We start from the raw sequence: 18,441 nt of genomic DNA, 5'->3' as shown, positions 1-18,441 counted from the left end.
CCTGCACCCAAGCGAAGGAGCCCGCCATGAAGACCATCCCCCTGGCCGACACGTCTGCGCCCCATGCGGCCCATCTGCCCCATGTCGTCATCATCGGCGGCGGCGCCAGCGGCGTCCTGTTGGCCGCCCATCTGCTGCGCGACCCGGCCACGCCCCTGCGTGTCACCGTGATCGAGGGGCGGCACATGCTGGGCTGCGGCGTGGCCTATTCGACCTGCGATCCGGGCCATCTGCTGAACACCCGCGTCGCCAACATGAGCGCCTTTCCCGACGATCCCGATCATTTCCGCCGCTGGCTGGCCGCGCGCGGAGACGGCGCGACGGGCGCCTGCTTTGTGGGCCGCGCGACCTATGGCGCCTACATGACCGACCTGCTGGCGCCGCTGTCGGCCGACGGGCGGCTGTGCTGTCTGCGCGCGACATGCATCCGGCTGGTCACCACGCGGGCCGGGGTCGCGGCGCATCTGGACGACGGCCAGGTCGTTCCCGCCGACCGGGCCGTGCTGGCCACCGGCCATGCCCTGCCCGGACCGGACCCGACAGGCCTGGTCCACGGCGCCTGGCAGCAGGCCGACCCCCCGCCCCAGGGCGGGCGCGTGGTCATCATCGGGTCCGGCCTGTCGATGGTGGACCAGGCCATCAGCCTGCTGTCCCACGGCCACCGCGGGGAAATCGTGGCCCTGTCACGTCGCGCCCAACTGCCGCGTGTGCATGCCACGGGCGCGCCCCTGTCGATCACCCGGGCCGAGGTGCCTTTGGGCGCCCCGGTCAGCTTTGTCCTGTCCTGGCTGCGCGATCTTGCCGCCAGGGCCGAGGCGCAGGGCGGCACCTGGCGCGACGCGGTCGACGGCGTCCGCCCGCACCTGTCGGCCCTGTGGCGTGCCATGTCCGTGGCGGACCGCGCCCGCTTCCTGCGCCACGCCGCCCCCTGGTGGGAGGTGCACCGCCACCGCCTGCCCCCGGAAAGCGCGGCCATCCTGCATCGCGCGCTGGACAGCGGCCAGATGCGGCAGCTGGCGGGCCGCTTCGACGGGGCCAGCCGGGACGGCGCGATCCTGCGCGCGCATTGGCGCCCGCGCGGGGCCAATCGTATCCGGACGCTGGATGCGGCGCGGATCGTCGACTGCCGCGGCATCCGCCGCGACCCGCGGGCCAACGCGACGCCGCTGGTCGCCGACCTGCTGGCCACCGGCCGCGCCCGTATCGATCCCGTGCGGATCGGTCTGGATGTCGCGGCCGACTGCGCCCTGATCGGCGCCGACGGCCGCCCGGACCCCCGCATCCGCGTCATCGGCCCGGCATCGCGCGCCGCCTTCTGGGAGATCACCGCCATCCCCGACATCCGCGACCAGGCCCAAACGCTGGCCGTTGCGCTGATCCGCGACGTGGCCCCGCACCAGCAAGCGGCCACAGCGGCACCCTGAAACCGACGGCAGAGCCCGTCGCCCTGCGGCATCGACTGCTCAGGGGGTAGGCCCTCGTATCGGACCTATCGTTTGTGGGTCTGCAAGGGCGAACCTGTCGGCAGGTGACTGGCCGTTTTGCACGGCATGGACAAAGGCAGATCGTGGTGCCGTACCGCCAAGTCACGACAGACAAAGCCACAAGATGCTTGGCTTGAGGAAGCGTCCGAACCGCCAGTTGTGCCGTGCTCCGCGATAGACGGGGAAAAGCGGGCTCGATCGCGCAGCGTACCAGATGACGGTGCAGCCAAAGGCATTGCGTGCCGCGATGACAGCACCGAACCTTGCAACAGACAGTGTAAAGACCGCCGGTGGACCGCAATCACGGTAGCAGCATCCCCGAACACTTCCGCGCGCGGGGCTGTCAATGAGTTCCAGGCTTGCAGGCCGACGCGGGTCGCCGTCGGCCATGTCCATTGTCACCGCAGTATTGCACCAGCATGCACCATCGCGACCGTCGCTGATCCTGCTTTAGGTCCGCGTCCCGTCTGTCGCCAGGCGCGTCAGCACGTCCAGCATCGCATTGTCCGGCCCGACCTGCCGGCGCGTCAGGCCGACCGCGCCGGTCAGGAACCCTGCATCGGTCGGCCACTGGATCAGCGCGCCTCGGTCCAGCTCGTCCCCGACCACGCCTTGCGAGATGAACCACAGCGCGTCCGATGCCGCAAGGATGCCCCGACCCACCGCCAGCGCCGCGGTCTCGAACGCGGGATGCAGCCCGGCCAGGTTGCGGGCCTGCAAGTAGTCGTCGACCGCCCGGCGGATCAGCGCGTCCTGCGGCGGCAGGATCACCGGACAGGCCGACAGGACGTCACGCACCGGCTGCCCCCAGCACGGATGCCCGGCGCGGGACACCAGCGCGACCTGATCCTCGTAGAGGTGATCGAACCGCAGGCCCGCCATGTCGGCGGCGGCCGGCATGCGCCCGATCATCAGGTCGATCCCGCCCTCGCGCAGCAGGCGGATCAGATGCGGATGCGGCCCCGTCTCGACCGACAGGGTCACATGCGGATGCATCTCGCGAAAGCGCAGCGCCACGCGCGGGAACAGCCGCGTGGCCGCCGTGGGCAGGATGCCCACCCGCAATCGGTCCGTCCCCGCGACCGGATGCAGCGCGGCGACCCCGCTTTCCAGCATCTGCAGCGCAGCGGCGGCATGGGTGCGCAGCAGCGTGCCCGCATCGGTCAGAACCAGCCGCCGCCGCTCGCGCCGGAACAGCGGCACCTGCAGCAGGGCCTCCAGCTCTGCCAGGGTGCGGCTCAGCGCGGGCTGGGTGATGCCCTGCGCCCGCGCCGCCGCGGTCAGGCTGCCGCGGGCCGCGATGTCCAGGAAGACCCGCAGATGGCGCAGCTTGATGCCGGGATGCATAATCATATGGGCATCCTTTGCTGCCGATTTTGCATTATCGGCGATCCTGCCCCCATGTTACGTTATGGACAGGAGGAGTATCCATGCAAATCTTGTCCCGCCCCTATGGCGCGCTGCACTATCGGCTGGACGGGCCAACGGGCGCGCCGGTGGTGCTGATGGCCAATTCGCTTGGCACGGATCTGCGTCTGTGGGAGGCGGTCCTGCCGCTGCTGCCGCAAAGGCTGCGCTATCTGCGCTATGACAAGCAGGGGCACGGGCTGTCCGATCTGGGCGGCGCAGACCGCATCGCCGACCACGCCGCCGACGCAGCCGCGCTGATCGAGGCCGTGGCCCCCGGCCCGGTGGTCGTGCTGGGCCTGTCCATCGGCGGACTGATCGCGCAGCGCCTGGCGGCCGACCGGCCCGATCTGGTCCGCGCGCTGATCCTGTCCAACACCGCCGCGCGCCTTGGCACGCCCGACAGCTGGCAGACCCGGATCGAGGCGGTGGAACGGGACGGCATGGCCAGCATCGCGGATGCGGTGATGGAACGCTGGTTCGCGCCCGCCTTCCGCGCGACGCCCGCTCTGGCACTGTGGCGCAACATGTTGGCCCGCACGCCTGCCGCCGGCTATGTCGCCGCCTGCCGGGCGCTGGCCGGGGCCGATCAACGGCAGGCCAGCGCCGCACTGCGCCTGCCCACGATGGTTATCGCGGGCGAGGCCGACGGCGCATCGCCCCCCGATATGGTGCGCGCCACCGCCGACCTGATCCCCGGCGCGACCTTCCACCTGATCCCTGGCGCGGGCCACCTGCCCTGCGTCGAGACGCCCGACGCCCACGCCGCGCTGATGACCCCCTTTCTGGAAAGACATGCCGCATGACCGAATTGTCCGACACCGGGCTTGCCACCCGCAGACGCGTGCTGGGACCGGACCATGTCGCCCGCGCGCAGGCCGCGCAGACGCCCTTCGATGCGCCGTTCCAGGCGCTGATCACCGATGCGGCCTGGGGCCATGTCTGGTCGCGCGGCACGATCCCGCTGCGCGAGCGGTCGATGATGACCATCGCCCTGCTGGCGGGCCTTGGCAACGACGGCGAACTGGCCCTGCACCTGCGGTCCATCCCGAACACCGGCACCAGCCGCGACGACGTGATGGAGGCGCTGCTGCACGTCGCCATCTATGCCGGCGTCCCGCGCGCCAATCACGCCATCGCCCTGGCCCGCCGAATCTTTGCCGAGGCCGACGCCGAAGGAGGACAGGCATGACGCTCTATCAACGCGACCGCACCTGGCATCCGCCCGCGCTGGCCCCGGACTACAAGACCTCGGTCGCGCGGTCGCCGCGACAGGCGATGCTGTCGATCGAGGGCACCGTGTCGGAACTGACCGGCCCCCGCTTCGGTCACGGGGCCATCACCCCCCTGGATGGCGACTTGATCGCGAACTATGCCAGGGACGGCGATCCGGTGGGCGAACGCATCATCGTCCACGGACGCGTCTTGGACGAGAACGGCCGCCCCGTCCCCCGCACCCTGGTCGAGATCTGGCAGGCCAATGCCGGCGGCCGATACCGCCACAAGAAGGATGGCTACCTGGCCCCGATCGACCCGAATTTCGGCGGCTGCGGGCGGGTTCTGACCGACGATCAGGGCCATTACGCCTTTCGGACCATCAAGCCCGGCGCCTATCCGTGGCGCAACTGGGTCAACAACTGGCGGCCCGCGCATATCCACCTGTCGGTCTTCGGCACGGCCTTCGTGCAGCGCCTGATCACCCAGATGTATTTCGAGGGCGACCCGTTGATCGCGCATTGCCCGATCGTGCAGGCGATCCCCGATCCCCGCGCCATCGACGCGCTGATCGCCCCGCTGGACCTGAACCAGGCGGTGCCGCTGGACTGTCTGGCCTATCGGTTCGACATCGTGCTGCGCGGGCGGCGGTCGACCGTCTTCGAGAACCGGCCGGAGGGAAACTGACATGCCGCAGCCGTTGAACTACCTCAAGGAGACCCCGTCCCAGACCGCCGGACCCTATGTCCATATCGGGCTGGCCCCGCGGGCGGCAGGATTCGACATCTATGACACCGAACTGGGCTTTGACCCCATGCCCGACGACGTGCCCGGCCCGCGCATCCGCGTCACCGGCTGCGTCTTCGACGGCATGGGCGCAACGGTCCGGGACGTGCTGATCGAGGTCTGGCAGGCCGACGCGGCCGGGCTGTACCCCGATCAGCCGGGGGCCGCCGCGGGGTTCCGGCACTGGGCGCGCGTGGTGCCCGATTTCGACACCGGGCAGTTCACGCTGGACACCGTCCTGCCCGGCGCGGTGCCGGGGCCGCGCGGCCGCATGCAGGCGCCGCACCTGTCGCTGTGGCTGGTCGCGCGGGGCATCAACACCGGACTGCAGACGCGGATGTATTTCGCCGATCAGGACAACGCCGCCGACCCGGTGCTGTCCCTGATCGAACAGCCGCATCGCCGCGACACCCTGATCGCCCGTGGCGCCGACGGCCACTATCACTTCGACATTCACCTGCAAGGTGACAAGGAAACGGTATTTCTCGATGTCTGACCCCTGCATCATCTGCGTGGCCATCACCGGCAGCCTTCCGACCAAGGCCGACAACCCGGCCGTTCCCGTGACCATCGCCGAACAGGTCGAATCGACCCATGAGGCCTTCGAGGCGGGCGCCGCCATCGTTCACGCCCATGTCCGCGACGACGAGGGCAAGCCCACCAGCGACCCCGACCGCTTTGCCCGCCTGCTGGAGGGGGTTCGCCAGCATTGCCCCGGCATGATCGTGCAGCTGTCCACCGGCGGGCGGTCGGGCGCGGGCCGCGACCGGGGCGGCATGCTGCCGCTGCGGCCGGACATGGCCAGCCTGTCGGTCGGGTCGAACAACTTTCCGACCCGCGTCTATGAAAACAGCCCCGACCTGGTGGACTGGCTGGCATCGCAGATGGCCACCCACGGCGTCATGCCCGAAATCGAGGCCTTCGATCTGTCCCACATCCTGCAGGCCCATGCGATGTGGCAGGACGGACGACTGACCACCCGGCCCTATGTGCAGTTCGTGATGGGCGTCAAGAATGCCATGCCGGTCGACCGCAACGTGTTCGACTACTACATCGCCACGGTCCGGCGGCTGTTCGGCACGAATGCGCCCTGGTGCGCGGCGGGGATCGGCCCGAACCAGATCGTCCTGAACGAATGGGCCGTGGCATCGGGCGGTCACGCCCGCACGGGCCTGGAGGACAACGTGCGCCTGGACCGCACGCGCCTGGCACCGTCCAACGCGGCGCTGGTGCGGCGGGTGGTGGACCTGTGCGACCGCTATCGCCGACCGGTGGCGACATGGCAGCAGGCCCGCGCGACTTTGAACCTGCCCGAGACCGTTTCATGACACAGGTACATGTCACGACGGGGCGTAAGTCGCCCCTGCCACCGCCGACCCACGGCCCGCACCGCCAGGCGGTGCGCAGCCCCGCCGCGGTCGGGCCATGACCGCGGCCGGAAACCCCCTCTATGCCATGCTGTTCGGCGACCCGGACACCCAGGCGCTGTTCACGGCCAAGGCCGAACTGGACGCGATGATCCGGGTCGAAGTCGCGCTGGCCCGGGTTCAGGCGCAGCTTGGGGTCATCCCCCCCGATGCCGGTCCGGCCATCGCCGCGGCCAGCCGTGGCCTGCTGATCGATCCGGCATCCCTGGCCCAGGCCACCGCCCGCAACGGCGTCCCCGTCCCCGCCCTGGTCCAGGAGATGCGGCGGCAGATGGCCGGCGATCCCGCGGCCGCGCATCTGCACTGGGGCGCCACCAGTCAGGACATCATGGACAGCGCGCTGGCCCTGCGCCTGCGCCCCATGCTGGACCTGTGGGGCGCCCGCCTGGATGCCGTTCTGACCCAGCTGGCCGCGCTGGCGGATCGGCACGCCACCCTGCCCATGGCCGCGCGGACCTATGGCCAGACGGCGACACCCACTAGCTTTGGCGCGGTCGCGGCCAGCTGGGGATGGCCGCTGCTGGATCACGCACAGGATCTAGCACGGGTTCGTGACGCGGTGCTGCGCGTCTCGCTGTCCGGGGCGGCGGGCACATTGTCGGCGATGGGGCCGCAGGGCCCGGCCGTGCGGGCGGGTCTTGCGCGGGCGCTGGACCTGTCGGATCCCGGCCATGGCTGGCATTCCGACCGTTCGGGGCTGGGCCGGCTGGCGGATTGGGCTGCGGCGGTGGCCGTCGCTCTGGCCAAGCTGGCCGAGGACCTGCTGCTGATGACGCAGTCGGGCCTGGCCCTGGTGCGGATCGAGGGCGGGGGGGCATCCTCGACCATGCCGCAGAAGCAGAACCCGGTCGGGCCTTCGGCGCTGGCGGCCCTGGCGCGGCAGGTGATCGGGCTGGCATTGGTCTTCGGGGCGGCGGGGGTGCATCGGCAGAACCGCGATGGCGCGGCGTGGTTCACCGAATGGCTGACCCTGCCGCAGATCTGCGTCAGCCTAGGCGCGATGCTGCGGCTGACGCAGGATGTCCTGGACCGGTTGACCCCTGACCCACAGGCGATGGAGCGCGACCTGGGTGGCGGGTCCGGCACCATCCATGCCGAGGCGCTGACATTCGCGGTCCTGGCCGAACTGGGCCTGGACCGGGCCTCTGTCGCAGGCAGGGTCGGTCAGCTTTGCGCAACCGCCCTGGCGGAGGGCCGCGACCTGCTGGACCTGGCCCAAGAGGAATGGCCGGTCCGGGACTGGGCCGCGCTGGTCCGCGCCAACGGTCTCGGCCTGGCGCCGCAGGAGGCCCGCGCCTTTGCCGACCGTCAGCGGATCCGTATGCCCTAGGCGTCGGTCTGCCCGTCTGGCGGCAAGGTGAACAGCAGGCGCACGACCAGCGGTCGTCGCAAGCCCCGCCGTGGCTGGAATTTCCGACGCGACCCAATCGCGGCGGGCGCCCTTCCCTGTTGAGAAGGTCATGCATCATGCCATGCCTGGACAAACCCCGGCTGCCAGAGGTCATGCCGGGGTTCGGCAGCCGGCGCCCTAAACCGACCGCGCGCTGCCAACGTCCCCGTCATCGCGTCGCTATGGCGAGGGTCCGACTCATGATCAGTGAGGGGTCTGCAAGCAGCTGACCATGCCCCGATGAGGGAACGGAAACGCCCCTGGCAATGGCTCAGGCGACGCGCATGCTCTACCAAGCCCAGACCGTCCGCCCTGTGCCGCGGCTGTCAGCCCCCCATCGCCCGGGCTGCGGATGCTGCGACACCGTGCGTCAGGCAATAATTTCACGCCCCTGAAAACATTCCGCCGGCTGCGCGTTACCTGCCCTGAACGACCATGACCAATCACACCCGGAAAGCGGAAACGATGAACCAGAACACGCTCTTTCAGCCCTATGACCTTGGCCCCCTGCGCCTGGCGAACCGCATCGTCATGGCACCGCTGACCCGCAACCGCGCCGCGGAAGGCCTGGTGCCCGGACCCCATGCGGCCGAATATTACGCGCAGCGCGCGACCGCGGGGCTGATCATCGCCGAGGCGACGCAGATCTCGGCGCAGGCGCAGGGCTATCAGGACACGCCCGGCGTCTATACGCCCGAACAGATCGCCGGATGGCGCAAGGTCACCGATGCGGTCCATGCCAAGGGCGGGCGCATCTTCCTGCAACTGTGGCATGTGGGTCGGGTGTCGCATGTCGATGTGCAGCCGGGCGGCGCGGCCCCCGTGGCCCCCTCTGCGATCGCGGCAGAAACCAAGACATTCGTGAACGGCGGATTTGTCGAGACCTCGACCCCGCGCGCCCTGCGCCTGGACGAGATCCCGGGCATCGTCGACGATTTTCGCCAGGCTGCGGCCAACGCCATCGAGGCGGGCTTCGACGGGGTCGAGATCCATGGGGCCAACGGTTATCTGCTGGACCAGTTCGCCAAGGACGGCGCGAACAAGCGCACTGACGCCTATGGCGGCTCGGTCGAGAACCGCGCCCGGCTGATGCTGGAGGTGGCCCAAGCCGTCGTGGCCGAGATCGGCGCGGACCGCACGGGCATCCGCCTGTCTCCGGTCTCTCCGGCCGGCGGGGTGTCCTGCAGCGATCCGCAGCCGCAGTTCGATCATATCGTGGACGGGGTGGAGGCGCTTGGCCTGGTCTACATCCACGTTGTCGAGGGCGCGACCGGCGGCCCGCGCGACGTGGCGCCGTTCGATTTCGACAGCCTGCGCCAGCGGTTCTCGCGCACCTATATCGCCAATAACGGCTATGACCTGGACCTGGCGACGAAGCGGCTGGAAGAGGACAAGGCGGACCTTTTCGCCTTTGGTCGCCCCTACATCGCGAACCCCGACCTGGTCGCGCGGATGAAGGCCGGCGCGCCCCTGACCAAGCCCGACGAGTCCACGATGTATGGCGGCGGTGCCGAAGGCTATGTGGACTATCCCCCGATGGACGCGACGGCCGATCAGGCCTAAGTCCCCTCCGCGGCGCCCCATGACAGGGCGTCGCGTCGCACCCGATGGACCGGCCCGATACAGGGCTGGTCCCTGTCATGCGACGCAGTTCATTGGATGGCGGGACAGCAGGATGGCAGCTTAACCACTTCGCAACGTCCCCCTATCTAAGATGAGTTGGCCCGATCACGGCGGTGAGCATGCCCCGCCAGTTGGCCTCCACTGACCATAGATAGTCGATACCGCCTGGGTGGGGGGGCGCATCCGACTGAAACCATAATGGGGCGTCCGGGCCAGCGCAGCCCCTGATTCCACGGCCTATCAGCGGCCCGGTGTTGCAACTGTCATGACCTGAGGGATGGCCCCGGCCATTCGATGACCGGCCTTTTGGAAGACGCCCGGCGATCGACGATGCAGTTCGGCGCATCCAAGCTCTCGACTGCACGCTTCCTGCAAGCCTCGCGTGGCATAGCTGTCCTGCAACGACGAGGCGGATGACGGGACAGACGGTTTGGCTTGGGATCGGGTTTCTGGGGCAGGCGCTGTTCAGCGCCCGTTTCGTCATCCAGTGGCTGGCCAGCGAACGGATGCGACGCAGTGTCGTCCCGCACGCGTTCTGGTGGTTCTCGCTGGCGGGCGGGGTCACGCTCCTGGCCTATGCGCTGTGGCGTGGCGACCCAGTCTTCGTGATGGGCCAGGGGCTGGGGCTGTTCGTCTATCTGCGCAACCTGATGCTGATCCGCAAGCATCGCCGGACGGCCGCGGCATGAGGATGCGGCCCGTCCTGTCCGCCACGCTGCTGTTCGGGCTGACCGCGCTGACGCTGATCCTGCTGCGTCCGCTGATGCCCGTGGACGAGACGCGATATGTCGCCGCCGCGTGGGAGATGCATGTCGGCGAGTCGCCCTGGGTTCCGCATCTGAACGGGGCGATCTACGGGCACAAGCCGCCGCTGCTGTTCTGGCTGATCAACCTGGTCTGGGCGGTCGTGGGCGTCGATGCCTTCGCGGCCCGGCTGGTCGGGCCGGCCTTCGCGACGGCCTGCGTGGCGATGACCGGGCTGCTGGCCTTGCGGCTGTGGCCGGACAGGCCGGCGCGTGGCGGGGCCGCGGCGCTGATCCTGGCGGTATCGCCGGTCTGGCTGCTGTTCGGATCGACGACCATGTTCGACGCGATGCTGACCGCGGCCACGCTGCTGGCGATGCTGGCGCTGTGGTCGGCGGTCCGCAGGCCACGACGCGGGGCCTGGGTCGCCCTGGGGATGGCCGTGGCCCTGGGCGTCTATGCCAAGGGGCCGGTGATCTTGGTCCACGTGCTGCCCGTGGCGCTGTCGATGCCGCTCTGGGCAGGGCCGGACCGCCCGTCGGCGCGACAGTGGGCGGGCGGGCTGGCGCTGGCGCTGGCCGTCGCGCTGGTGGCGGTCGGCCTGTGGCTGGTGCCCGCGCTGATCCTGGGCGGGCCGGAATACCGCACCGAGGTCCTGTGGCGGCAAAGCGGCGGGCGCATGGTGGCATCCTTTGCCCATCGCAAGCCCTGGTGGTTCTATGCCGCCCTGCTGCCCGCGATGATCTGGCCGTTCGGCTGGACCGGGGCGGGGTTTGGTGCCCTGCGCCCAAGGCGGCTGTGGGCCGATCCCGGCACGCGGCTGGCGGCGGTCTGGGCCGTGGGGGCGGTCGTCGCATTCTCTCTGATAAGCGGTAAGCAGGCGCATTACCTGCTGCCGGAACTGCCCGCGCTGGCACTGCTGCTGTCGGGTGGCCTGCCCGCGCGGCGGTGGGGGCGGCGCGACCTGTGGCTGGCCGCGCCCGTGATCGGGCTGGTCCTGGCCTCTTTGGCCACGGGCGCAGGGTTCATCCCGGTGCTGGCACGGCTTGGCGATCCGCTGCCGTTGTGGTCGCTGGCCTTGGGCGGGCTCTGCGCGCTGACGGGGCTGGCGGCGTTCCTGCGGCTGCGGGCGCCGGTCATGGCGCTGGCCGCGCTGCCGCTGGCGCTGATGATCGGGCTGCATCTCGGGCTGAGCCCGCTGCTGTTCGCCCGCTATGACATGACCGATCTGGGCCGGGCCGTGGCGCCCCATGATACCGCAGGCGTCGCCGTCACCGACGGCACCTATCATGCGCAGCTAAACTTTGCCGGACGCCTGCTGAACCCGGTCGCCCACCTGTCCGACGACGCCGTTGCGGGGTGGCTGCGCGACCATCCGGGCGGCGTGCTTTTGGACCAGACGGACCGGCCCTTCCCTGGCATGACCCCTGTCCTGCGGCTGCCGTTCCGCGACAGGACCTATACCCTTCACCGCTCACAGGAGGTCGCGCCATGACGCCCGACATTTCCGTCGTCCTGCCCGCCCGCGACGAGGCCGGCAACATCACCTCCCTGCTGACCGGCATCGCCGCCACCCTGCAGGACCGCGCGCATGAGATCATCGTCGTCGACGACGCCTCGCGCGATGGAACGCGAGCGGAACTGGCCGCGCTGCAGACGCGGCTGCCGCAGCTGCGGGTGATCTGCCACGACCGGTCCTGCGGGCAGTCCGCCGCGATCCGCAGCGGGGTCTGGGCCGCGCGCGGGGCGCTGATCGTGACGCTGGATGCGGACGGTCAGAACCCGCCCGACAACATTCCTGCCCTGCTGGCGCCCTTTGCCGGGGGCGACACGGCCTTGGGCCTGGTCCAGGGCCAGCGGGTGGACCGCCGCGACCGCCCGTCGCGGCGGCTGGCCTCGGCCGCGGCGAACCGCATCCGCAACGCTCTGCTGCGCGACGGCGTGCGCGACAGCGGCTGCGGGCTGAAGGCCTTTCCGCGGATGGTTTATCTGGCCCTGCCCTATTTCGATCACATCCACCGCTTCATGCCCGCCATGGTCGCGCGCGAGGGGTTGCGGGTGCAGACCGTGCCCGTGACCCACGCCCCCCGCGCCTTCGGCCGGTCCAAATACGGCAATTTGCGGCGCGCGGCGGTGGGCATCGTCGACCTGCTGGGCACGGCCTGGCTGATCCGCCGCCGTCGCCTGCCCCGCACGCGCGAACTGGCCCGGTCCGGAGCCACCGACCTGAGGGGCGCAGCATGAGCCTCATGATCACCGGCTCTGCAGTGTCCATCGGCATCACGGCCATCCAAAGGCCCTCTGCGATGCCCATGCCATTCGCCTGAACGTGCTTGGCGGAGAGGTCCGCATCACTACCGGCCGCCAGATACAAGAGCGCGGCTAGCCCGCGGGGTAGGATTGAATGGTGGTGATGCTGGACAGGGGCTGCGCTGCTGGATGCTGAGTTGTTGGTAGAAACCGGGCTGCGGATTGGGCGCGCTGGTAATCCTCCCCATCGTTAAGGGGGTTTATTCGTAGAATTTTCTCGTAGCGTGAGCTGAGGAGATTCGAATGAGAAAGACCCGATTTACCGAGCCGCAGATCATGGCTGTGCTGCGCCAGGCCGAAGGCGGTGTTGCGGTGCCGGAGCTGTGCCGAGAGCATGGGATCAGCAGCGCGAGCTTTTACAAATGGCGGGCGAAGTATGGCGGTATGGATGCGTCCATGATGAGCCAGATGAAGGCGCTGGAGGATGAAAACCGGCGGCTGAAGCGCATGTTCGCGGACCTGAGCATGCAGGCCGACCTGCTCAAGGAAGCTTTGGGAAAAAAGTGACGCGGCCAGTTCAACGCCGCGAGTTGGCCGCGAGGGCGGTGGCAACGAAGGGGGTCAGCATTGCGCTGGCCTGCCGCACATTTGGGGTCAGCGAGACGTGCTTTCGTTACAGCCCGAAGCGCTGTGCCGAGAACGAGACCATCGCGGATCTTCTTGAGGGCCTGACCAAGGCGCACAGAACCTGGGGCTTCGGCCTATGCTTCCTGTATCTGCGCAATGTCCGTGGCCATGCCTGGAACCACAAGCGCGTTCGCCGGATCTACTGCGAACTGGAACTGAACCTGCGGATCAAGCCAAGGCGGCGCATCAAGCGGCACAAGCCGGACGTGCTCTCGGTTCCAGACGCGCCGAACCTCGTGTGGTCCATGGACTTCATGGCCGACCGTCTGGCCGATGGTCGCCAATTCCGGCTGCTGAACGTGCTCGACGACTTCAACCGCGAGGGTCTGGGCATTGAGGTCGACTTTTCGCTTCCGGCCGAGCGCGTGGTTCGGGCGCTGAACCAGATCATCGAGTGGCGCGGCAAGCCCATGGCCATCAGGGTCGACAACGGCCCGGAATACATCAGCGCAACCTTGGCAATCTGGGCCGCAAAGCAGGGCATTGTCCTGACCCACATCCAGCCCGGCAAACCGCAGCAGAACGCTTACGTCGAGCGCTACAACCGCACCGTCCGCCATGAATGGCTCGACCTCTACATTTTTGAAACCATCGCGGAGGCACAGAGTATCGCAACCGACTGGCTCTGGACTTACAACAACGAGCGACCCAACATGGGCATCGGCGGCATAACACCCGCACAGAAACTGAAAATGGCTGCGTGAGTTCTACGACCAAACCCCGTTAAAACGGGGAGGATTACCCGACGAGGCTGTTCTGAGGATACAACAGTCTGAATTTGGCTCGATTTTTTCTCAAGGCACACAAAAAACACTCACCACGGGAAAAAAATTGGGTTCTCAAAGTCGCGCCTCCTTCGAGAAGGTCGCGCGCATCGCATCAGCAGACGATGCAGCCGTCAATCGGACGATCTGCCGAGCTTTGGTTGAATCGGGCTTAATATCAAGCTTTGATGTCGAAGTAGCGTTACCCGGCAAATATGCCGTCCGGTCTGACATTTTGGCTCAAACCGAGGGTGGGCCAATACGCATTGAGATGATGTGGCGAACAAGGACAGGTCGCGCGGACATTGCCAACTACACACTCAAGAAGCTGGAGGTATATGGAAAAGCTATTGGTCTTCTTGATTAAACGTGCCGTTCGCCGGGTAGGGATGCCCCTGCCCGGCAGTTAACTTCAAGCCTGCAGCGACCTCACGCCTACTTCCCCTTCCTCCCGGGACTTGATCGCTGCCACGGCGGCGATGCTGCCTGCGGCCGTGGTGAAATAGGGGATCTTGTCGTAGAGGGCAACGGCGCGGATGTCGCGGCTGTCGGCGATGGCCTGGACGCCCTCGGTCGTGTTCAGGACCATCGCGATTTCGTCGTTCTTGAGGCGATCGACGATGTTCGGACGGCCTTCATAGACCTTGTTCACGCGGGTGGACGCCACGCCCTGCGCGTCGAGGAAATCGGCGGTGCCCGAGGTCGCGACCAGATCGAAGCCCATCGTCACCAGGTCGCGGGCGGCCTGCGCCAAAGCGGGCGTCTTGTCGGCGTCCTTGACGGACAGGAAGACGCGGCCGGTGGTCGGCAGGTCGGTGCCCGCGCCCATCTGCGCCTTGAGGAAGGCGCGCGCGAAGTTGCGGTCCCAGCCCATGACCTCTCCGGTCGAGCGCATCTCGGGGCCCAGGAGCGTGTCGACGCCGGGGAAGCGGGCGAAGGGCAGCACGGCCTCCTTGACCGAGAACCAGGGCGTGATCGGGTCGGCCAGCGTCATCGGGTCGGCAAAGGGCAGGTCGGTTTCCGGGCCAACGCCTTCGGGATAGGGCGCACGCGCGGGGAAGTTCGACATCGGCTCGCCCGCCATCAGGCGCGCGGCGATCGAGGCGATGGCGCTGTCGGTGGCCTTGGCGACGAAGGGGACGGTGCGGCTGGCGCGGGGGTTGACCTCCAGCACGAAGATCTCTCCGTCCTTCAGGGCGAACTGTACGTTCATCAGGCCCTTGACCTTAAGCGCACGGGCCATGGCCGTGGTCTGGATCTTGAGTTCCGCGACGGTCGCCGCATCCAGCGTGTGGGGCGGCAGCGAACAGGCACTGTCGCCCGAATGGACGCCGGCCTCCTCGATATGCTCCATGATGCCCGCGACATGGACGGTCTCGCCGTCGCACAGGGCATCGACGTCGACCTCGATCGCGCCGGACAGATAGCTGTCCAGCAGGACTGGACTTTTCCCGCTGACGGTCACGGCCTCGGTGATGTAGCGGCGCAGGTGGTCCATGTCGCGCACGATCTCCATCGCGCGGCCACCCAAAACATAGGACGGGCGGATGACCAGCGGAAAGCCGATGCGCTCGGCGATCTCGATGGCTTGGGCGTCGCTGCTGGCGATGCCGTTGATCGGCTGCTTGAGGCCCAGATCCTGCAGCAGGCGCTGGAACCGCTCGCGGTCCTCGGCCAGGTCGATGGCGTCGGGGGTCGTGCCCAGGATCGGGATACCCTCGTCCTGCAGCGCATTGGCCAGCTTCAGCGGCGTCTGGCCACCGAACTGGACGATGACGCCGTGCAGGGTACCGTTCTGCTGTTCGGTATGCAGGATCTCCAGCACGTGTTCGAAGGTTAGCGGTTCGAAATACAGCCGGTCCGAGGTGTCGTAATCGGTGCTGACTGTTTCTGGATTGCAGTTGATCATGATCGTCTCGTAGCCCGCCTTCGTCAGCGCATAGCAGGCGTGGCAGCAGCAATAGTCGAACTCGATCCCCTGGCCGATGCGGTTCGGACCGCCGCCCAGGATGACGACCTTTTTCGCGTCGGTGGGGCGGGATTCGCATTCCACGTCGCCCATCGCAGGCGCCTCGTAGGTGGAATACATGTAGGGGGTCTGGGCCTCGAACTCGGCCGCGCAGGTGTCGATGCGCTTGAACACCGGACGGATGTCCAGGTTGCGCCGGGCGCGGCGGGCCGTGGTCTCGTCGGTCTTGGTCAGGTGGGCCAGACGGGCATCGGTAAAGCCCATCATCTTGATGCGGCGCATCCCGTCGGCATCGGTCGGCAGGCCGTTCTCGCGGATCTGATGCTCGACATCGATGATCTCGCGGATGCGGGCCAGGAACCACGGGTCAAAGCTGGTGACGCGGTGGATCTCGTCATCGGACAGGCCGAACCGCATCGCCTCGGCGATGACGCGGATGCGGTCGGGGGTGGCCTTGGACAGGGCAGCGATGACGGCGGGCTTGCCCTGCTCGGACGCGCCCTCGATGGCAATCTCGTCCAGGCCGGTCAGGCCGTTCTCCATCGAGGCCAGCGCCTTCTGCAGCGATTCGTGGAAGCTGCGGCCGATCGCCATGACCTCGCCCACGGACTTCATCGCGGTGGTCAGGTCGGGCTTGCTGCCCGGAAACTTCTCGAACGCAAAGCGCGGGATCTTGGTCACGACATAGTCGATGCTGGGCTCGAAGCTGGCGGGCGTGACGCGGGTGATGTCGTTGTCCAGCTCGTCCAGCGTGTATCCCACCGCCAGCTTCGCGGCGATCTTGGCGATCGGAAAGCCGGTGGCCTTGGAGGCCAGCGCGGACGACCGCGACACGCGGGGGTTCATCTCGATCACGACCATGCGGCCGTCGGCGGGGTTCACTGCCCATTGCACGTTGGAACCGCCAGTCTCGACGCCGATCTCGCGCAGGACCGCGATGCTGGCCGTGCGCATGATCTGGTATTCGCGATCGGTCAGGGTCAGGGCCGGGGCGACGGTCATGCTGTCGCCGGTATGCACGCCCATCGGGTCGATGTTCTCGATCGCGCAGACGATGATGGCGTTGTCGTTGCGATCCCGCACGACCTCCATCTCGTACTCCTTCCAGCCCAGCAGGCTTTCGTCGATCAGAACCTGCGCCATGGGCGAGGCGTCTAGGCCCGACCGGACAATGCGTTCGTAATCGTCGCGGTTATAGGCCACGCCGCCGCCGGTGCCGCCCAGGGTGAAGGCCGGGCGGATGATCGCGGGCAGGCCGATCTCCTCCAGCGCGTCCATCGCCTGGCTGACGCCGGCATTGATGTCGTATTTGCCCGATGCCAGCTTGGGGGCGGCGATGATCGTGGCCTTGGGATTCTCCAGGCCGATGCGGTCCATCGCCTCGCGGAACAGCTTGCGGTCCTCGGCCATCTCGATGGCGCTGCGCTGCGCGCCGATCAGCTCGACCCCATAGCGGTTCAACGCGCCGCTGTCGGCCAGTGCCAGCGCGGTGTTCAGCCCGGTCTGACCGCCCATCGTCGGCAGCAAGGCGTCGGGGCGTTCCTTGGCAATGATCTTTTCGACGATCTCGGGGGTGATCGGCTCGATATAGGTGGCATCGGCCATTTCCGGATCGGTCATGATCGTCGCCGGGTTCGAGTTCACCAGGATGACCCGGTAACCTTCCTCGCGCAGCGCCTTGCAGGCCTGGGCCCCGGAATAGTCGAACTCGCAGGCCTGCCCGATGACGATGGGCCCTGCCCCGATGATCAGGATCGACTTGATATCGGTACGTTTCGGCATGGTTCTGGCCCCCGGGCTGGTCGTGCATCGATCGCGGCAAATCGTCCGGGGTTATAGCCAGCCACGTCTTGGGCGCAAGGTGCGGCGGGCTGCTGGCGCGTGGAAATCAGGCTTTGCCCGCCGCCAGGGTGACGCAGGGTCAGAAGTTCTGCAACAGGGTCAGCGCCGCGCTGTAGCGATTGGCCGTCGGCGACGTGGTCAGCTGCGATCGCGCCATGAAGGTCTGGATCAGCTTCTCCACGTTCTCGGGCTTGGAAATATCCTTGAAGCTGGAACTGCCCAGCAGCCTCTCCGAGGCCTTGGTGTATTCCTCCAACTGGCGGTCGATCGGCAGTCGGGCATAGTTGTCGCCGAACCCGAATGCACCCTGAAAGACCTTGCGCAGCGGGGCGTTGCCGATGACCTCGAACCACAGGGTCCGGTCGGTCGAGGTGCGGCCTGCCAGCTCCTGCACCTCGCGCCGGGCATTCAGGCTAAGACGCAGGTTGTCGTCGCTTTCACCGATGCGCCGTTCGAATTCACGCTGCACAAAGGCGGTGCTGATGGTGTCGGCCAGATCCTTGGCGGGCTTCGTCGACCCAAAGCCCATCGCCTCGTTCATGCGCAGATAGCGCTTGTCGGCCAGACGGTTGACCAGAGACGACTTGTCCGCGGGATCGCTTTCCAGGACTTTCTGGATGAAGGCCTTGTTGGGCAGGTCCGCCTCCAGCCCGAAGGCCGAAAGCGTCGTGCTCAAAAGGCGGTAATCCTTGACTAACTCCTCGGCCTTGGTGGTGGCCGCGATCTTGTCACGAAAGTAGGTCGTGCTGCGCTGGACCACAGGGTCGCGGGCAACGGATTCGATCTGCCGGGCCTCGGTTCGCTGGACGATCTTCCAGCCCAGCAGGCCCGTGGCGCCGACAGAGATGGTCAT

15 protein-coding genes are annotated in these 18,441 nt (G+C 67.7%); 12 read left to right on the top strand and 3 right to left on the bottom strand.

Annotated features, from left to right (window positions below):
* Window positions 1-26 precede the first annotated feature (26 nt).
* Window positions 27-1,424 carry an FAD/NAD(P)-binding protein gene (locus SY26_RS11555; protein ID WP_046000613.1) on the top strand — a complete coding sequence of 466 codons (1,398 nt, stop codon included), beginning with the start codon at window positions 27-29 and terminating at the stop codon, window positions 1,422-1,424.
* Window positions 1,425-1,934: 510 nt separating this feature from the next.
* Here the strand turns inward: SY26_RS11555 and SY26_RS11550 are convergent.
* Window positions 1,935-2,837: a LysR substrate-binding domain-containing protein gene (locus SY26_RS11550; RefSeq protein WP_046000612.1), complete on the bottom strand. Its 903-nt coding sequence runs from the start codon at window positions 2,835-2,837 to the stop codon at window positions 1,935-1,937.
* Window positions 2,838-2,914: 77 nt separating this feature from the next.
* Here SY26_RS11550 and pcaD point away from each other — a divergent pair, with 77 nt between their 5' ends.
* The 11 genes from pcaD (at window position 2,915) to SY26_RS11490 (ending at window position 13,717) form a co-directional block, all read left to right on the top strand.
* Entirely contained in the window at window positions 2,915-3,697 is a 783-nt protein-coding gene (gene pcaD, locus SY26_RS11545) for a 3-oxoadipate enol-lactonase (protein WP_046000611.1), read from the top strand.
* Window positions 3,694-4,083, top strand: coding sequence for a 4-carboxymuconolactone decarboxylase (pcaC, locus tag SY26_RS11540; RefSeq protein ID WP_046000610.1), 390 nt, complete (start codon window positions 3,694-3,696; stop codon window positions 4,081-4,083). The genes pcaD and pcaC overlap by 4 nt, the downstream gene beginning before the upstream one ends.
* Window positions 4,080-4,793, top strand: a complete 714-nt coding sequence (gene pcaH / locus SY26_RS11535; protein ID WP_046000609.1) for a protocatechuate 3,4-dioxygenase subunit beta — start codon at window positions 4,080-4,082, stop codon at window positions 4,791-4,793. The genes pcaC and pcaH overlap by 4 nt, the downstream gene beginning before the upstream one ends.
* 1 nt (window position 4,794) lies before the next feature.
* Complete coding sequence (gene pcaG, locus SY26_RS11530; RefSeq protein ID WP_046000608.1) at window positions 4,795-5,388, top strand: protocatechuate 3,4-dioxygenase subunit alpha; 594 nt, start codon at window positions 4,795-4,797, stop codon at window positions 5,386-5,388.
* A complete protein-coding gene (locus SY26_RS11525; protein WP_046000607.1) occupies window positions 5,381-6,220 on the top strand; it encodes a 3-keto-5-aminohexanoate cleavage protein in 840 nt (279 codons plus the stop codon). The genes pcaG and SY26_RS11525 overlap by 8 nt, the downstream gene beginning before the upstream one ends.
* Before the next feature lie 97 nt (window positions 6,221-6,317).
* Window positions 6,318-7,649, top strand: coding sequence for a lyase family protein (locus SY26_RS11520; protein WP_046000606.1), 1,332 nt, complete (start codon window positions 6,318-6,320; stop codon window positions 7,647-7,649).
* Window positions 7,650-8,174: 525 nt separating this feature from the next.
* The gene (locus SY26_RS11515; protein ID WP_046000605.1) at window positions 8,175-9,272 is read left to right on the top strand and encodes an alkene reductase; all 1,098 of its coding nucleotides are present in this window, start codon (window positions 8,175-8,177) and stop codon (window positions 9,270-9,272) included.
* A 473-nt stretch (window positions 9,273-9,745) separates the two neighbouring features.
* Window positions 9,746-10,021 (top strand): lipid-A-disaccharide synthase N-terminal domain-containing protein, encoded by a 276-nt coding sequence (locus tag SY26_RS11510; protein ID WP_046000604.1) that lies wholly within the window; start codon window positions 9,746-9,748, stop codon window positions 10,019-10,021.
* Entirely contained in the window at window positions 10,018-11,571 is a 1,554-nt protein-coding gene (locus SY26_RS11505) for a glycosyltransferase family 39 protein (RefSeq protein WP_084693816.1), read from the top strand. The genes SY26_RS11510 and SY26_RS11505 overlap by 4 nt, the downstream gene beginning before the upstream one ends.
* Complete coding sequence (locus tag SY26_RS11500) at window positions 11,568-12,320, top strand: glycosyltransferase family 2 protein (protein WP_046000603.1); 753 nt, start codon at window positions 11,568-11,570, stop codon at window positions 12,318-12,320. Before SY26_RS11505 ends, SY26_RS11500 begins: the two co-directional genes overlap by 4 nt.
* Window positions 12,321-12,629: 309 nt before the next feature.
* Window positions 12,630-13,717, top strand: a protein-coding gene (locus SY26_RS11490; RefSeq protein WP_157020482.1) for an IS3 family transposase whose coding sequence is annotated in 2 segments (ribosomal slippage) — window positions 12,630-12,879 and window positions 12,879-13,717 — 1,089 coding nt in all. Because the reading frame shifts where the segments join, the coding sequence is not laid out codon by codon here.
* Window positions 13,718-14,189: 472 nt separating this feature from the next.
* Here SY26_RS11490 and carB read toward each other — a convergent pair.
* Window positions 14,190-17,528: a carbamoyl-phosphate synthase large subunit gene (gene carB / locus SY26_RS11485; RefSeq protein WP_046000602.1), complete on the bottom strand. Its 3,339-nt coding sequence runs from the start codon at window positions 17,526-17,528 to the stop codon at window positions 14,190-14,192.
* Window positions 17,529-17,667: 139 nt separating this feature from the next.
* On the bottom strand, window positions 17,668-18,441 hold the full coding sequence (locus SY26_RS11480) for a DUF1217 domain-containing protein (RefSeq protein WP_052715248.1): 774 nt from the start codon (window positions 18,439-18,441) through the stop codon (window positions 17,668-17,670).

The sequence above is a fragment of the Paracoccus sp. 228 genome (assembly GCF_000967825.1).
GTDB classification, from domain to species: Bacteria; Pseudomonadota; Alphaproteobacteria; order Rhodobacterales; family Rhodobacteraceae; genus Paracoccus; species Paracoccus marcusii.
Note: the sequence above shows the minus strand (reverse complement) of the source record. Positions and strands in the feature narration are given on the sequence as shown.

Coding starts and splice junctions, on each gene's coding strand:
- SY26_RS11555 (WP_046000613.1), top strand. CDS start 27: ATGAAGACCATCCCCCTGGCCGACACGTCTGCGCCCCATGCGGCCCAT.
- SY26_RS11550 (WP_046000612.1), bottom strand. CDS start 2,837: ATGATTATGCATCCCGGCATCAAGCTGCGCCATCTGCGGGTCTTCCTG.
- pcaD (WP_046000611.1), top strand. CDS start 2,915: ATGCAAATCTTGTCCCGCCCCTATGGCGCGCTGCACTATCGGCTGGAC.
- pcaC (WP_046000610.1), top strand. CDS start 3,694: ATGACCGAATTGTCCGACACCGGGCTTGCCACCCGCAGACGCGTGCTG.
- pcaH (WP_046000609.1), top strand. CDS start 4,080: ATGACGCTCTATCAACGCGACCGCACCTGGCATCCGCCCGCGCTGGCC.
- pcaG (WP_046000608.1), top strand. CDS start 4,795: ATGCCGCAGCCGTTGAACTACCTCAAGGAGACCCCGTCCCAGACCGCC.
- SY26_RS11525 (WP_046000607.1), top strand. CDS start 5,381: ATGTCTGACCCCTGCATCATCTGCGTGGCCATCACCGGCAGCCTTCCG.
- SY26_RS11520 (WP_046000606.1), top strand. CDS start 6,318: ATGACCGCGGCCGGAAACCCCCTCTATGCCATGCTGTTCGGCGACCCG.
- SY26_RS11515 (WP_046000605.1), top strand. CDS start 8,175: ATGAACCAGAACACGCTCTTTCAGCCCTATGACCTTGGCCCCCTGCGC.
- SY26_RS11510 (WP_046000604.1), top strand. CDS start 9,746: ATGACGGGACAGACGGTTTGGCTTGGGATCGGGTTTCTGGGGCAGGCG.
- SY26_RS11505 (WP_084693816.1), top strand. CDS start 10,018: ATGAGGATGCGGCCCGTCCTGTCCGCCACGCTGCTGTTCGGGCTGACC.
- SY26_RS11500 (WP_046000603.1), top strand. CDS start 11,568: ATGACGCCCGACATTTCCGTCGTCCTGCCCGCCCGCGACGAGGCCGGC.
- carB (WP_046000602.1), bottom strand. CDS start 17,528: ATGCCGAAACGTACCGATATCAAGTCGATCCTGATCATCGGGGCAGGG.
- SY26_RS11480 (WP_052715248.1), bottom strand. CDS start 18,441: ATGACCATCTCTGTCGGCGCCACGGGCCTGCTGGGCTGGAAGATCGTC.